The 14,143-nt window shown below is 74.0% G+C and carries 17 protein-coding genes; 11 read left to right on the plus strand and 6 right to left on the minus strand.

Features of this window, described 5'->3' with window-relative positions; translation table 11 throughout:
- Nucleotides 1-83: 83 nt before the first annotated feature.
- From LNK82_RS44015 to mscL, 5 genes are all read left to right on the plus strand, one after another.
- Nucleotides 84-389 carry an FmdB family zinc ribbon protein gene (locus tag LNK82_RS44015; RefSeq protein ID WP_230572762.1) on the plus strand — a complete coding sequence of 102 codons (306 nt, stop codon included), beginning with the start codon at nt 84-86 and terminating at the stop codon, nt 387-389.
- 87 nt (nt 390-476) lie between these two features.
- Entirely contained in the window at nt 477-986 is a 510-nt protein-coding gene (locus LNK82_RS44020) for an SAF domain-containing protein (RefSeq protein WP_230572763.1), read from the plus strand.
- 863 nt (nt 987-1,849) lie between these two features.
- Nucleotides 1,850-2,269 carry a glyoxalase superfamily protein gene (locus LNK82_RS44025; protein WP_230572764.1) on the plus strand — a complete coding sequence of 140 codons (420 nt, stop codon included), beginning with the start codon at nt 1,850-1,852 and terminating at the stop codon, nt 2,267-2,269.
- Nucleotides 2,269-3,210 (plus strand): RNA polymerase subunit sigma-70, encoded by a 942-nt coding sequence (locus tag LNK82_RS44030; protein ID WP_230572765.1) that lies wholly within the window; start codon nt 2,269-2,271, stop codon nt 3,208-3,210. The genes LNK82_RS44025 and LNK82_RS44030 overlap by 1 nt, the downstream gene beginning before the upstream one ends.
- Nucleotides 3,211-3,261: 51 nt before the next feature.
- Nucleotides 3,262-3,660 (plus strand): large-conductance mechanosensitive channel protein MscL, encoded by a 399-nt coding sequence (gene mscL / locus LNK82_RS44035; protein WP_230572766.1) that lies wholly within the window; start codon nt 3,262-3,264, stop codon nt 3,658-3,660.
- 291 nt (nt 3,661-3,951) lie between these two features.
- On the opposite strand, the gene LNK82_RS44040 is transcribed toward mscL, so the two are convergent.
- On the minus strand, nt 3,952-4,143 hold the full coding sequence (locus LNK82_RS44040) for a hypothetical protein (RefSeq protein ID WP_230572767.1): 192 nt from the start codon (nt 4,141-4,143) through the stop codon (nt 3,952-3,954).
- Nucleotides 4,140-4,640, minus strand: coding sequence for a MogA/MoaB family molybdenum cofactor biosynthesis protein (locus LNK82_RS44045; RefSeq protein WP_123748144.1), 501 nt, complete (start codon nt 4,638-4,640; stop codon nt 4,140-4,142). Before LNK82_RS44045 ends, LNK82_RS44040 begins: the two co-directional genes overlap by 4 nt.
- A gap of 95 nt (nt 4,641-4,735) precedes the next feature.
- Between LNK82_RS44045 and LNK82_RS44050 the strand changes: the two genes are divergently transcribed.
- Entirely contained in the window at nt 4,736-5,755 is a 1,020-nt protein-coding gene (locus LNK82_RS44050; RefSeq protein ID WP_230572768.1) for an NAD-dependent epimerase/dehydratase family protein, read from the plus strand.
- Here LNK82_RS44050 and LNK82_RS44055 read toward each other — a convergent pair.
- From LNK82_RS44055 to LNK82_RS44065, 3 genes are read right to left on the minus strand one after another with little or no spacing between them, the layout of a single operon-like run.
- Entirely contained in the window at nt 5,724-6,743 is a 1,020-nt protein-coding gene (locus LNK82_RS44055) for a sensor histidine kinase (RefSeq protein WP_230572769.1), read from the minus strand. The genes LNK82_RS44050 and LNK82_RS44055 overlap by 32 nt on opposite strands.
- Nucleotides 6,743-7,438, minus strand: coding sequence for a response regulator transcription factor (locus tag LNK82_RS44060; RefSeq protein ID WP_230572770.1), 696 nt, complete (start codon nt 7,436-7,438; stop codon nt 6,743-6,745). The genes LNK82_RS44055 and LNK82_RS44060 overlap by 1 nt, the downstream gene beginning before the upstream one ends.
- 9 nt (nt 7,439-7,447) lie before the next feature.
- Nucleotides 7,448-8,689 carry a hypothetical protein gene (locus LNK82_RS44065; RefSeq protein WP_372470812.1) on the minus strand — a complete coding sequence of 414 codons (1,242 nt, stop codon included), beginning with the start codon at nt 8,687-8,689 and terminating at the stop codon, nt 7,448-7,450.
- A gap of 120 nt (nt 8,690-8,809) precedes the next feature.
- Here LNK82_RS44065 and LNK82_RS44070 point away from each other — a divergent pair, with 120 nt between their 5' ends.
- The 5 genes from LNK82_RS44070 to LNK82_RS44090 are packed head-to-tail and all read left to right on the plus strand — an operon-like array spanning nt 8,810 to nt 12,177.
- Nucleotides 8,810-9,478 carry a glycosyltransferase family 2 protein gene (locus LNK82_RS44070; protein WP_372470813.1) on the plus strand — a complete coding sequence of 223 codons (669 nt, stop codon included), beginning with the start codon at nt 8,810-8,812 and terminating at the stop codon, nt 9,476-9,478.
- Nucleotides 9,475-10,140 (plus strand): TIGR04282 family arsenosugar biosynthesis glycosyltransferase, encoded by a 666-nt coding sequence (locus LNK82_RS44075; protein ID WP_230572771.1) that lies wholly within the window; start codon nt 9,475-9,477, stop codon nt 10,138-10,140. The genes LNK82_RS44070 and LNK82_RS44075 overlap by 4 nt, the downstream gene beginning before the upstream one ends.
- The gene (locus tag LNK82_RS44080) at nt 10,137-10,739 is read left to right on the plus strand and encodes a methyltransferase domain-containing protein (RefSeq protein ID WP_230572772.1); all 603 of its coding nucleotides are present in this window, start codon (nt 10,137-10,139) and stop codon (nt 10,737-10,739) included. Before LNK82_RS44075 ends, LNK82_RS44080 begins: the two co-directional genes overlap by 4 nt.
- Complete coding sequence (locus tag LNK82_RS44085) at nt 10,736-11,782, plus strand: molybdopterin-dependent oxidoreductase (RefSeq protein ID WP_230572773.1); 1,047 nt, start codon at nt 10,736-10,738, stop codon at nt 11,780-11,782. Before LNK82_RS44080 ends, LNK82_RS44085 begins: the two co-directional genes overlap by 4 nt.
- On the plus strand, nt 11,779-12,177 hold the full coding sequence (locus LNK82_RS44090; RefSeq protein WP_230572774.1) for a hypothetical protein: 399 nt from the start codon (nt 11,779-11,781) through the stop codon (nt 12,175-12,177). Before LNK82_RS44085 ends, LNK82_RS44090 begins: the two co-directional genes overlap by 4 nt.
- Nucleotides 12,178-12,249: 72 nt before the next feature.
- On the opposite strand, the gene LNK82_RS48095 is transcribed toward LNK82_RS44090, so the two are convergent.
- Nucleotides 12,250-14,139 carry a trypsin-like peptidase domain-containing protein gene (locus tag LNK82_RS48095; protein ID WP_308257538.1) on the minus strand — a complete coding sequence of 630 codons (1,890 nt, stop codon included), beginning with the start codon at nt 14,137-14,139 and terminating at the stop codon, nt 12,250-12,252.
- Nucleotides 14,140-14,143 lie beyond the last annotated feature (4 nt).

Raw genomic sequence — 14,143 nt, forward strand, 5'->3', positions numbered from 1 at the left:
CGCCACATATGCCGGGTGGCGCATCATCGGTGTTGGCACTCGTGACGGAGGAGTGCCAACACCGGACTCGTGGAGGGCTCACCGTGCCGACCTACCAGTACGCCTGCACCGAGTGCGACCACCGGTTCGACGCGGTGCAGTCCTTCTCGGACTCCGCGTTGACCGAGTGCCCCCAGTGCTCCGGCAGGCTGCGCAAGCTCTACGGCGCGGTCGGCGTCGTGTTCAAGGGCAGCGGTTTCTACCGGACCGACAGCCGCTCGTCGTCTTCCGCGGCTCCCGCGGCCTCGCCCGCTCCGGCTGCCGCGAAGTCCGAGTCGACTTCTTCTTCTTCTTCGTCTTCTGCGTCTTCCTCTTCCTCGACTTCCGCTTCGGCCGCCGCCGCGTCCTGAGCCGGAGTTGTCCACAGGCCCCCGAGTTGTCCACAGCTCGGGGGTTGACGCTGTCCTGAGCCCTGTTCCGTCCCTAACGTCGGAACCGTGCTCCTCCACCTCAGAAGGATCCTGGCGGGCCTGTTGGCCCTGGTAGCCGTGGGTGTGGCCGTCCTGCCGGACGGCTCGACGGTCGACGTCCTGGTGACGGCTCGCGATCTCGCCCCCGGCGTGCCGCTCGGTGCCGACGACGTGCGTGTGGTCGCCATCCCACCGTCCTTGGCGCCGGCCGGTGCGATCTCGGCGGGCGACGCGTTAGGCCGCAGCCTGGTGAGCGCGGCCCGATCCGGTGAACCGCTGACCGATGCGCGCCTGACGACGGCCGACCCGGGTGTGTCGTCGGTGGCCGTGCGCCTGGCCGACCCCGGGGTGGTCGGGCTGCTGCGGCCGGGTAGCCGGGTGGACGTCGTCGGTGCCGAGTCGGACGTGCTGGCCGCAGATGCCTCGGTGGTCGCGGTGCGCGAGGGCGAGGTGGTCGTGATCTCCGCGGACCGTGCCACGGCCCACCGCCTGGCCACCGCGACCCTGGCCGGCCCAGTCGCCGTGATCTTGCGCTAACCCACCGACAACACCCCACCCACCACCACAAGCCCTACCGGCACCACCCCCGTCACCGGTGCCGCCCCCGCCACCCACTGGACACCCCACCACCGACGCCTCCCTACCCACGCCGCCAACCGCCCCGACCGCAAACCACCGACCAACCACCGCACACCCAACGACCCGCTCCCACGGTCCCCACCGAACCAGCCCCCCCACCCACCAACCCACTGCCCACGCCACCTGCCGACCTCGCCGACCACCACCCGCCGCGCCTCCACCAACCGCCCTATCCACACCCCCCACCAACCGCCGCCCCGCCGACCGCAAACCGACCCCGCGCCTGCCCGACCCCGACCGCGCCCCTGGCCAACCGGTCGCCGAGAGTGATCTTGCCGAGGCCCGCCCCAACACCAACCCACGGCCCGGGCTCCCACCCGCACCGCCCTGGAACTGGGAGTGCGCGTGCCCGCGCCACCCGCCGACCCGCCACGCACCTATCCACGCCGCCAACCGCCTCGCCATCCCGCCGACCACCGCCCGCCAACCGCCGACTGCTGCCGACACCCACGACCGTCACCGCCGCACCCGACCGCCGCGCACATTTCCTGTCGGCCAAACCGACCCACCTGGGCTTCGACAACCGCCGGGCGCTCCGGACCTGCTCTGCGGCTCCACGCCGGTCTCGTCTGGTGCCCCGTGGCGGGGTGGCCGGCCGGTCAGGTGGGGTGGGTTCGAGTGGCGGAGGGGTGGGGTTGGGGTGGGCTGGGTGGATGGAGTTCTCATCGGGTGACCGATGAGTTTTCGGCGCGCCTGTCGTTCCACCCGGTGCACGGCATTGCAGGGTGGGCTTCGGCCCCGTTTACCGAGGAGAGAGCACCGTGGACTGGAAGCTGGAAGTCGTCATCGTCCCCGTGTCCGACGTCGATCGCGCCAAGACGTTCTACGCCGACACGTTGGGCTTCACGCTCGACACCGACCACCGCTCCGGCGACGCCTTCCGCGTCGTCCAGGTCACCCCGCCCGGCTCGGCGTGCTCCCTCGTCTTCGGCAAGGGCCTCGGCGACAGCGGCGCGCCCGGCTCGCTCAAGGGCTGCCAGCTGATCGTCTCCGACATCCAGGAGGCGCACGCGCACCTCGAAGCCAAAGGCGTGGCGAACTCCGGACCCCAGCACTTCGAGAACGGCGCGATGGTGCCCGGACCGGACCCGGCCGGCGCGGACTACAACTCCTTCATCTTCTTCGACGACCCCGACGGCAACACCTGGGCCGTCCAGCAGGTCGGGAAGTCCCTCCGCTGATGTTCGAGCAGGCCACCCGGCAGCACCGCCGCGAGCTGCACGTCCACTGCTACCGGATGCTCGCCTCCTACGAAGAAGCCGAGGACGCCGTGCAGGAGGTGTTCCTGCGCGCCTGGCGGGCGTGGGACACCTTCGACGGCGGCAACGTCCGCGCCTGGCTCTACAAGATCGCCACCAACACGTGCGTCGACCTGATCCGGGCCAAGGCGCGCACGCCCAGGACCCAGCCGGAGGTCAGCTGGCTCACGCCCTACCCGGACCGCCTGCTCGACCAGGTGGCCCCGACCGACGACGAGCCGGACGTGGTCGCCGTCGCGCGCGAGACCGTCGAGCTCGCCTTCCTGGCCGCCCTGCAACTCCTCCCCGCACGGCAGCGGGCGGCGTTGCTGGCGCGCGAGGTGTTGGGCATGACGGCGCAGGAGACGGCCGGGCTGCTCGACATCAGCGTGGCCGCCGCCAACAGCGCGCTCCAGCGCGCCCGCGCCACGATGCGGCAGCACCTGCCGTCCCACCGCAACGACTGGGCGGCCCGGGAGCCGAACCCGCGGGAACGGGAGCTGCTGAGCCGGTTCATCGACGCCCACCAGCGGTGTGACGCGGTGGCGGCCGTGGCGATCGCCGCCGAGGACCTGCGGGTCACGATGCCGCCCGCGCCGCTGTGCTTCGACGGCCTCGACCAGGTCGCGACGTTGATGCACCGCGCGCTCGGCCCCGACCGCGAGGGCGACTGGCTGCTCGTGCCTACCTGGGCCAACCGGATGCCGACCGCCGCGAGCTACCTGCGCCGACACGGCGACACGGTGTTCCGGGCGTCCAAGTTGGACGTCCTGCGCGTCGAGGACGACCGCATCGCCGAGATCACGACATTCGGGCCGTCGACGTTCGAGCGGCTCGGCCTGCCCGCGACACACGTACCCGGAGCGTCACCGACGAGGCCTTGACCCGTTACCCTCCGCTGACCCCACCCGTACCCCCGAACGGAGGAGCCAACCGTGATCAAGGGCTTCAAGGACTTCCTCATGCGCGGCAACGTGATCGACCTCGCCGTGGCGGTGGTCATCGGCGCCGCGTTCACCGCGATCGTCACCGCGTTCACCACGAACCTGATCAACCCGATCATCGCGTTGTTCGGCGGCAACAACGTCAACGGCCTGGCCGTGCAGCTGGGCGCGAGCGACAAGACGATCATCGACTTCGGCGCGATCATCACCGCGATGATCAACTTCCTGATCGTGGCCGCGATCGTCTACTTCATCTTCGTGCTGCCGATGAACAAGTTGAAGGAGCGGCGCAAGCGCGGCCAGGAGCCCGGCCCCTCGGAGCCGACCGACGTCGAACTGCTCAAGGAGATCCGCGACCTCCTCGCCTCGCAGCGCCAGCGCCAGGACTGAGCGCCAAGGCTGACGGACACGAACGACCAAGTGAACATCGCGAACGGACGGCCCTAGCGGACAGCCCGAATGGACAGCCCGAGTGGACAGCGCCAACAGACGGCCCAACGGACGGCGCGCCAGGGCCGACTGGTGACAGGACCGGCGCGACCCGTGCCGCGGTGCCGCGGCACCGGCCGGCGGGTCGCCAACGGCCGGCGGTGGAAGCGGCCGGCGAGACCTGACCGGGCGTGCCTGGCATCGCCCGGTCAGCTGCGGTCCCGTCGGTCGGCCGCGGTCCCGTGAAGGCTGTTACCCGCCGTGGTGCGGCGGCCGGTTCTCCTCGTACCACCGGTCGTCACGCCCGGTCGGGCGCGGTTCGTCCGACGAACCCTCCGGCAGCACGTCGCCGAACACCTCGGCCAGCCGACGACGCCGCGCCGCCTCTGCCGCGGCCGAAGCGGCGGCGGCAGCGGCGTCGGCGTCGTCAGCGGGCTCGGTCATGCCTCGTCCAACCCCGAGAGCTGCTCGATCACGTACGGCACCAGCGCCGACAACGTCGCCATGCCGTCGCGCACCGCCGACCGCGACCCGGCCAGGTTCACCACGAGGGTGCTGCCGGACACGCCGACCAGCCCTCGCGAGATGCCCGCGTCGACGGCTCCCGCCGCCAGCCCCGAAGCCCGGAGCGCCTCGGCGATGCCGCTGATCGGCCGGTCGAGCACGCCCTGTGTGGCGTCCGGCGTCACGTCGCGCGGCGACACACCTGTGCCGCCGACGGTGACGACGAGGTCGACACCGCCGATCACCGCGGTGTTCAGTGCGGCGCGGATGCCCACGACCTCACCCTCCACCGCGACCGTCCCGTCGACGATGAACCCTGCTTCCTCCAGCAACTCGGTGACCAGCGGTCCTGTGCTGTCGTCGTGCTCACCGTGCGCCACCCGGTCGTCCACGATCACGACAAGGGCGCGTCCCAGTCGCTGCGCGCTGCGTTCCATGAGCGCCACCGTAGCCAATCGGAGGATCTGACGGTTCCGTGACGTCACGCTGTCGCACCGCCCGCTCCCGCCGGAGGACCCCTAACTTCGGTGACGTGCGCGTTCTCCTCACCGGCGGGGCCGGGTTCATCGGCTCGCACGTCGCCGACCTCCTGACCGCCCAGGACCACGACGTCGTCGTGCTCGACGCCTACCTGCCCCAGGCCCACCGCGACCGGCCGGCAACGGCCGAGGACGTCACCGATCTCGACACGGTGAAAAAGCTCCTCGACGGAGTGAACGCGGTCTGCCACCAGGCCGCCGTCGTCGGCCACGGCCTCGACCCGTCCGACGCGCCGCTCTACGCCCGCAACAACGACCTCGGCACCGCCGTGCTGCTCGCCGCGATGCACGAGCGGGGCGTGGAGCACCTGGTCCTGGCCTCGTCGATGGTCGTGTACGGCGAGGGCCGGTACGAGTGCGCCGAGCACGGCGTCGTCCAGGCCGCCCCACGCCGCCAGGCCGACCTCGACCGGGGCCGCTACGAACCGCCGTGCCCGCACTGCGGCAGCCCCCTGGAGCCGCGCCTGGTCCCCGAGGACGCCCCGCTGGACCCCCGCAGCACCTACGCCGCCAGCAAGCTCGCCCAGGAGCACTACGCGGCGGCGTGGGCACGGCAGACGGGCGGCGCGGTGTGGGCGCTGCGCTACCACAACGTGTACGGCCCGATGATGCCCAAGGACACCCCGTACGCGGGCGTGGCGAGCCTGTTCCGCAGCGCGCTCGAACGCGGCGAGGCGCCCACCGTCCTCGAAGACGGCCGCCAGCGCCGCGATTTCGTGCACGTCACGGACGTGGCGCGGGCCAACGCCCTGGCCCTGCGCCGACCGGGCGAGCCAGGCACGTTCACCCCGCTCAACATCTGCTCCGGCGAGCCGCGCACCGTCGGCGACCTCGCCACCCACCTGGCCGAGGCGTGCGGCGGGCCTCGGCCGCGCGTCGTCGGCGGCGCGCGCCCGGCGGACGTCCGGCACGTCGTCGCCGACCCCGCCCGAGCCCGCGACCTCCTCGGCTTCCGCGCGGCGACGACCTTCGCGGCCGGGGTCAGGCAGTTCGCAACGGACCGCCTGCGCTGAGCGGCAACCGCACCTCGAACCGGCAGCCGCGACCGTGGTTGCGGGCGTCGATCGTGCCCTGGTGCGCCTCCACCAGGCCGCGCGCGATCGCGAGCCCCAACCCGCCGCCGACGGGCTGCCGGTGCGGCGCGCCGCGGAACGCCACGTCGAACACCCTGGGCAGGTCCGCCTCCGGGATGCCGCCGCAGCCGTCGTCCACGCGCAGCAACGCCGACGGGCCGTCCACGTCCACCTGAACGGCCACCGTGCCGTCCGGCGGGGTGTGGCGGATCGCGTTGGACAGCAGGTTGCGCACCACCCGGGCCAGCTCGGGGTCGCTGCCCAGCACCACCGGCCACGTCGCCGCGTCCGCGCGCAGCCGCACGCCCTTGCGCGACGCCACCGGGCTCTCCGCCGCCACCACCTCGCTGACCACGTCGGCCAGCGGCACCTCGGACAACGTCAGCCGCAGCGCACCCGCCGTGATGCGGGACAGCTCGAACAGGTCGTCCACCATCCCGGACAACGCCTCCGCCTCGCTCGAGATCCGCCCGGCGTACTCGGCGACCTCGTCGCGCCGCGACACCACGCCGTCGGCCAGCGCCTCGGCCATCGCCCGGATCCCGGCCAACGGCGTGCGCAGGTCGTGGCTGATCCACGCCACCAGCTCACGCCGGGACGCCTCGGCCGCGCGTTCCCGCTCCCGCGCCTCGCTCTCCCACACGCTGCGCCGCGCAAGCGCCCGACCCAGCAGCACGGCCGTCGGCACCGTCACCAACGCCACCAGCAGGCACACCAGCACGGTCGTGGTGAGGATCGGGGTGAACATGAACCCGCTCACCGCCAGCACGCCGCCGATGGTCGCCACCACCGGCACGATCGCCAGCACGGTCAGCGCCGTGGCCAGCGACCCGTTCTGCAACCGCCGCAGCAGCACCGCGCCGAGCAGCGCCAACGGCAGCGAGAACAGCACCGCGTAGGGGAGGATGTGGTAGATCTCGACCAGCATCACGCACCGCCGTCGTACCGGTAGCCCACGCCCCACACGGTGGCGATCCGCACCGGCCGGGCCGAGTCGACCTCCACCTTCTCCCGCAACCGTCGCACGTGGACGGTCACGGTGGACTGGTCGCCGAACTCCCAGCCCCACACCCGCGACAGCAGCTCGCCGCGGCTGAACGCGGCGCCCCGGTTCGTCAGGAAGAACACCAGCAGGTCGAACTCGCGCGTGGTCAGCGACAGCTCGCGCCCGTCCAGCGACGCCGACCGCGCGCCGACGTCCACCCGCAGCCCGCCGTCGGTCAGCACCGACGCCGCCCGCGACGCCGCCACCCGCGACCGGCGCAGCACCGACGTCACCCGCAACGCCAGCTCACGCGGGCTGAACGGCTTGGTCACGTAGTCGTCCGCGCCGAGCTGGAGCCCGGCGATCCGGTCCTCCTCCTCGCCCAGCGCGGTCAGCATCACCACCGGCACGGCGCTGCGCACCCGAAGCCGGCGGCAGACCTCCAGCCCGTCGACGCCCGGCAGCATCAGGTCGAGCACCACCAGGTCCGGCTCGCGTTCGGCGAAGCGGCGCAGCGCGCTCTCACCGTCACCGACCAGCTCGACCTCGTGGCCGGCCAGCTCCAGGTACCGGCGCACCACGTCGCGCACGGTCACGTCGTCGTCCACGACGAGCACCCGCCCGGTCGTCTCACCCATGTCCGCGCCTCACCAGTTGGTCAGCAGGAGGTGGTTGACCGCGAGCGCGGTCACCGCTTGGGCCGTCAGCCACAGCCGCCGCCGGTCCGGCACGAGCACGACCAGCCAGACGGTGAACGGCAGCCAGATCCGTTCCACCTCGGCCTTGCTCAAGCCCGACGCGGTGGCGACCAGGATGGCTGCCGCCGCCGCCGCGGCCAGTGTGACCGCACCCCCGGCAATTGTGGACGTGCCGCGCCACCTGGCGGCGAACGGCGCGAAACCGCAGGCGAACACGGCGGCGGCCAGGTCCGCCCACACCCAGTACGCGTAGGAGCGGGGTGTCGCGATGCCCTGGTAGTACCGCTCGACGACCAGGTGGTAGCCGTCCAGCCACCAGAACCCGAGCGCCGCGAACACCGCCACCACGGCGGACGCGCCCAGCACGGCCACGCCCACCCGCCGCCAGTCCCGCCCGCGAGGGTCGAACAACAGCACGGCAAGCGCGAGCACGCCCATCAGCACCAGGCCGTACGACAGGAACACGCCGAAGCCCAGCACCACACCGCCGGCCAGCGCACGTCGGGTGGCCAGCAACGCGATGCCGCACGCCGTGACGCCCGCGAACAGCCCGTCCGCCGACACGCCGATCCACACCGCGCCGGGGAACAGCGCCACGAACGGCAGCACGGCCCGCGCGTGCTCCTCGGAGACGAACGCGCGCACCGCCACCGGCACCGCGACCGCCGTCAGCGCGCCGACCAGCACCACGAACGCCGAGGCCCACGCGCCGCCGGACAGCCCGATCCGGTCGAGCCCGATGAACACCAGGAACGCACCCGGCGGGTGCCCGGAGACGTGCGTGGTCCACGAGTCGGGCTGGAAGTCCAGGATGCGGGAGGAGAACCCCCGCAGCATCGCGCCCACGTCCGTCACGCCCGGGACTTCGTGCAGGTACTCGTGCTCCGTGGTCAGCCGACCGGCGAAACCGCGCTCCCAGCCGTCCACCAGGGCCAGGGAGAACGTCCACGCCACGGCGGTCGCGTAACCCGCGCCGAGCGCGCGGCGCCACGGCAGCCGGCTGGCCGGCGTCGGACCCCACACGACGACCGCCAACGCCACCAGCACGGCCAGCGGCGTGCCGATGCCGACGTGCGGCAGCCAGTGGGCGAACAGCGGCGGTGCGGGCGCGTGAACGCGGTCGTCAGGCAGGAGCGCGCCGACCACGACGGCCGAGGCGACCAGGGCCGCGGCGGCCAGGACACGGAGCACACGCCCACCGTAAGGCCGGTGGAGGGCCGGCGGCGGGATCCGTCAGCGGTCCGTAAGAACTGGCGCACACGTCATGATTCGGTAAGCGCCACAACGGTTTCCGGTCGTCCGCGACGGCCCATGCTGTGGTGCGTGGACGAAATCGACGTGGTGCTCCCCTGCCTGGACGAGGCGGCGGCGTTGCCGGGCGTGCTGCGGGCCATGCCCGCCGGCTACCGGCCTCTGGTGGTGGACAACGGATCGCGTGACGGCTCACCGGAGATCGCCCGCTCGTTGGGCGCGGAGGTGGTGCACGAGCCGCGGCCGGGGTACGGCGCGGCCGTGCACACGGGCATCGAACGCGCGCGCTCCGAAGTGGTGTGCGTGCTCGACGCGGACGGCTCGCTCGACCCGGGCGAGCTGCCGGAGCTGGTGGCGTTGCTCGCGCGGGCGGAGCTGGCCGTGGGGCGGCGGGTGCCGGGGGCGGGCAGTTGGCCGTGGCACGCGCGGGCGGGCAACGCGGTGCTGGCCGGGTTGCTGCGGCGCAAGGGGTTGCCGGTGCGGGACATCGCGCCGATGCGCGCGTTCCGCCGGCGGGACCTGCTGGGCCTGGGGGTCGAGGACCGGGCGTTCGGCTACCCGTTGGAGCTGCTGCTGCGCGCGGCGGCGGCCGGGTGGCGGGTGGTCGAGCGGGACGTGCGGTACGGGCCGCGCGCGGCGGGCACGAGGTCGAAGGTGTCCGGCTCGGTGCGCGGGACCGCGCGGGCGGTGCGGGACATGACGGCGGTCGTCCGCGGGAGCGCGCGGTGAGGGCGTTCCCGGCGAGCCTGCTGGTGGTGGCCAAGGCGCCGGCGCCGGGCCTGGCGAAGACCCGGCTCTGCCCTCCCGCGACGCCGGAGGAGGCGGCCGACATCGCCGCCGCCGCGCTGCTGGACACCCTCGACGCCGTGCTCGGCACGCCGGGCGTCCGGCCGGTGGTGGCGTTGACCGGGTCGCTCGGCGACGCGCGGCGGTCGGCCGAGGTCCGGGCGGTGCTGCGGCACTTCACCGTGCTGCCGCAGCGGGGTGGGTCGTTCGCCGACCGCCTGGCCAACGCGCACGCCGACGCGCACCGCGCGCACGGCCTGCCGGTGTTCCAGATCGGCATGGACACTCCCCAGCTCACGCCCGCGCTGCTGGCCGAGTCGGTCGACCGGCTGGCCGGGCACGACGCCGTGCTGGGCCCGGCGGCCGACGGCGGTTGGTGGGCGCTCGGGCTGGACGACCCGGCGGTGGCCGCGAACCTGCGCGCCGTGCCGATGTCCCGATCGGACACCGGCGCGTCGACGCTGCGGGCGTTGGGCGGCCGGGACGTCGGCCTGCTGCCCGTGCTGTCCGATGTGGACGACATGGCCACCGCGCGCGAGGTGGCCGCCGCCGTGCCGAACACCCGCTTCGCCGCCGCTCTCGCACGTCTGGGAGCGCTGCGATGACCGCGTTCGACGTCGGCCTCAGCGGCGCGGAGTGCCGGCTCGAACTGGCCGGTGGCGACCACCTGCCGCTGCCCGTCGACCGGTGGCACGAGGACGCCGACGGGGCCGACCACGTCCTCCTCGACGCCTGCCACGGCCCGACCGTCGACCTCGGCTGCGGCCCAGGGCGGATGGTGGCCGCGCTCGTCCGGCGCGGGGTGGTGGCGTTGGGCGTGGACCACTCGCCGCTCGCCGTCGCCCTCACCAGGGCGAGAGGCGGGCCGGCGCTGCACCGCGACCTGTTCGGCCGGCTGCCCGGCGCGAACCGGTGGGCGCACGTGCTGCTCGCCGACGGCAACATCGGCATCGGCGGCGACCCCGTCGCGCTCCTCCGCCGCGCCCGCCGGCTCCTGCGCCGGCACGGCAGCGCGCTGGTCGAGGTCGAGCCGCCCGGTTGCGGGCTGCGCCGCGAACGCGCCCGGGTCGCCGGTGGCGCGTGGTTCGACTGGGCGCGGGTCGACGCGCGGGCCGTGGCGCCGACCGCCGCACGGGCCGGTCTGGTGTCGCGGTGGGTGGTCGAGCGCGACGGGCGCTGGTTCGCCGAGTTGGTGCGGCCGTGAGGCGCACGTCCAGCCCGCACACCGCCACCCGGATCGGCCTGGGGCTGGGCGTCGCGTTCGGCCTGTGCTTCGTCACCGGGCTGCTCAGCCACTACCTCCAGCACCCGCCGGGGTGGTTCGCCTGGCCCACCCGCCCGGTGTGGCTCTACCGGTTCACGCAGGGCGTGCACGTCACCTCGGGCGTGGCCGCGATCCCGTTGCTCCTGGCGAAGCTGTGGACGGTCTACCCGAAGCTGTTCGAGCGGCCGGTGGTGAAGTCCCTGCCGCACGCGCTGGAACGCGCTTCGCTCTTCGTGCTGCTCGGCGCGTCGTTCTTCGAGCTGGTCACCGGCCTGTTCAACGCCGCGCAGAACTACCCGTGGCAGTTCTTCTTCCCGACCGCGCACCACGCCGTGGCCTGGATCGCGGTCGGCGCGCTGCTCGTGCACGTCGCGGTCAAGCTGCCGCTGGTGCGCACGCCCGCCGAGGAGGTCCGCCGAGGCACGCTCAGCCGACGCGGGTTCCTGCTGACCACGGGCGGTGCGGCGGCGGTCGCGGTGCTGGCCACGGCGGGCGGCACGGTGCCGTGGCTGCGGACCGCCTCCGTCCTGGGCACGCGGTCGGCGGCGCTGCCCGTCAACCGCACGGCCACCGCCGCCGGGGTGGCCACCGTGGACGACGGCTGGCGGCTGACCGTCGGCGGGCGCCGGTTCTCCCGCCGGGAGCTCGAAGCCCTGCCCCAGACCACGGCCGAGCTGCCGATCGCGTGCGTCGAGGGCTGGAGCGCGTCGGCGCGGTGGACCGGCGTGCCGGTGCGCGACCTGCTGGCGCTGGCGGGCCTCGAACCCGGTGACGTCCGGGTGGAGTCGCTGGAGCGCGACGGCCTCTACCGCGCGAGCACGCTGCCCGCCGCCCACGCCCGCGACCCGTTGACGCTGCTCGCGCTGCGGCTCGACGGCGAGACCCTGCCCCTGGACCACGGCTACCCGTGCCGGCTGATCGCACCGAGCCGACCGGGCGTGACGCAGACCAAGTGGGTCACCCGGCTGGAGGTCGTCCGATGAGGTGGGTGATCGGCGCGCTGGGTGTCGCCATGGGCCTGTGGGGCGCGGTCCTCGTGCTGCCGCTGGTCTCGGTGGACCTGGCGCTGTGGTTCGTCGCGGGCCCGCTCGTGCACGACGTCCTGCTCGCGCCCCTCTTCGCCGGCTTCGGCCTGTTGATCGCCCGGTGGGTGCCGAAGCCGTGGCGGGCGGCGGTGCTGGTCGGCGGCACGTTCACCGGCGTGCTGGTGCTGCTGGCCGTCCCGCTGCTCTGGCGCCCGTTCGCGGGCGGGCCCAACCCGGGCCTGGTCGACCGGGATTACCCCGTCGGGTTGCTGGTGGCGGTCGGCGTGACCTGGCTGGGCGTCCTGGCGGCCACCCTCGTGCGACGGAACAAGAGGCCGCACGCCGACAGGTGAGGGGCGGTCACCCGGGTCGGCATGCGGCCTCCACGACCGGCTCGGGGCACGGGAGCCGGTGGCTTGCGAGTGCTAGCGGACCTCGACGGGCTGGCTGCCGAGCGTCACCTCGACCGTGCGGTCCTCGCCGATGGTGAGCTGCACCTTCTCGCCCGGCGCGCGGGACCGGACGGCCGCGACCAGGGAGTCGGAGGCCTCGATGGGCCGGTCGCCGAACTTGGTGATCACGTCGCCGGACTTGATGCCCGCCGCCTCGGCCGCGCCGCCGGCGGTCACGTCGCGGACCACCGCGCCGCCCTGCGGCGAGTCGCCCACCTGGACGCCGAGCACGGTCTGGGTCGCCTTGCCGGTCTCCGACAGCTCCTTGGCCGTGCGGCGGGCCTGGTCGATCGGGATGGCGAAGCCGATGCCGACCGAGCCGCCCTGCGCGGACTGGCTGGAGTTGGGGCTGTAGATGGCCGAGTTGATGCCGACGACCTGGCCGCGCATGTTCACCAGCGGGCCGCCCGAGTTGCCGGGGTTGATCGCGGCGTCGGTCTGGATGGCGTTGAGCACGGTGTCCACGCCGCCCTGCTGGCCGCCGGCGCGCACCGGGCGGTTCAGCGAGCTGACGATGCCGGAGGTGACCGTGCCGTTGAGGTCGAACGGCGAGCCGACGGCCACGACGTCCTGGCCGATCCGCAGGTCGCCGGAGTTGCCGAGCTCGGCCGTGGGCAGGCCGGAGACGTCCTCCATCTTCAGCACGGCCAGGTCGGACGTCGGGTCGCGGCCGACGATCTTCGCGTCGAACGAGCGGCCGTCCTGCAGCTGGACCGCGATCGGGCCGCCGTTCGCGGCGCTCTCGACCACGTGGTTGTTGGTCAGCACCAAGCCGTCGGAGCTGAGCGTGAAGCCGGACCCGGCGCCGCCGTTGACCTGCACCTGCACCACGGTCGGCAGCACCTTCTGCGCCACCTGCTCGATCGAGCCCTCCGGGGCGTCGGAGCTCTGCTGGGCGGGCGGGGCCTGGTTGAGCGCGTTGGTCACGGGCCTGGCCTCGTCGGCGGCCTGGAAGCCGACGTACCCGCCGACACCGCCCGCGACGCCGCCGACGGCGAGCACGAGCGCGGCGATCCCCGCCACGACCTTGCCGCGGCCCCGCTGCGGGCGGGGCACGGAGGTGACCGAGCCGGGCGGCGCGTAGTAGGGGCCCGGCACACCGGGCTGCGCCGGCCCCGAAGGGGAGTGGGCCGGCGGGCCCTGGTGATCCGGGGCGCCGGTCTGCGGAGCGCCGTGCGGACCGGTGTGCTCCGGGCGGCGGAAGCCCCCCTGCCAGGCTTCCGGCCCGGATCCCGGCAGCCCGGCGCCGCCCTGCACGGCGCCGGGACCACCGGTTCCGGGATGGCCTGCGCCGCCCTGCACAGCGCCGGCCACACCTGCTCCGGTCGAGCCGACGCCGCCCTGCACAGCGCCCGCCTGACCGGTTCCCGACTGGCCGGCGGCACCCTGCGAGGCGGCCGGCGAGCCGAAGTCGTCCGGGCGGCCGGGACGCGACCACGCGTCCGGCGACCCGGGCACGGGCTCGGCGGCGCTCGCGTGCGGAGCGGCCGGCGAGCCGGCGTTCGAGGTGGCAGCGGTCGTCGTCACGCTGTCCGGGTACAGGTCGGCCGGGTGGCCGGTGTTCCCCCGCGGAACACCCGCCGACCCCGCCTCCGACGGGTCGGCCCCTACCGCCGGCCCGTCGGTCGCGTCCTCCGGCCGCGCCGAGGCTCCCTGCCAGGCACCTCCCGCACCGGTGGACTCCGGCGAAGCACCGGCGCCGCCCTGCACGGCACCGGTGTCGCCGCTGTCCGGCCGACCAGCACCCTGCTGCTGGGAGCCGGCGTCCTCATGACCGAGCCCGGCGCCCCCGCGCGCCCACGGGCTCCGCGGCTGAGCCGGCTGAGACTGCGGTGGCTGCTTCGGCTGCTCGTCTTCGGTCATGTCC

Origin of the sequence: Saccharothrix luteola, from assembly GCF_020859565.1 — a bacterium.
In the GTDB taxonomy this organism is placed as follows: Bacteria; Actinomycetota; Actinomycetes; order Mycobacteriales; family Pseudonocardiaceae; genus Actinosynnema; species Actinosynnema luteola.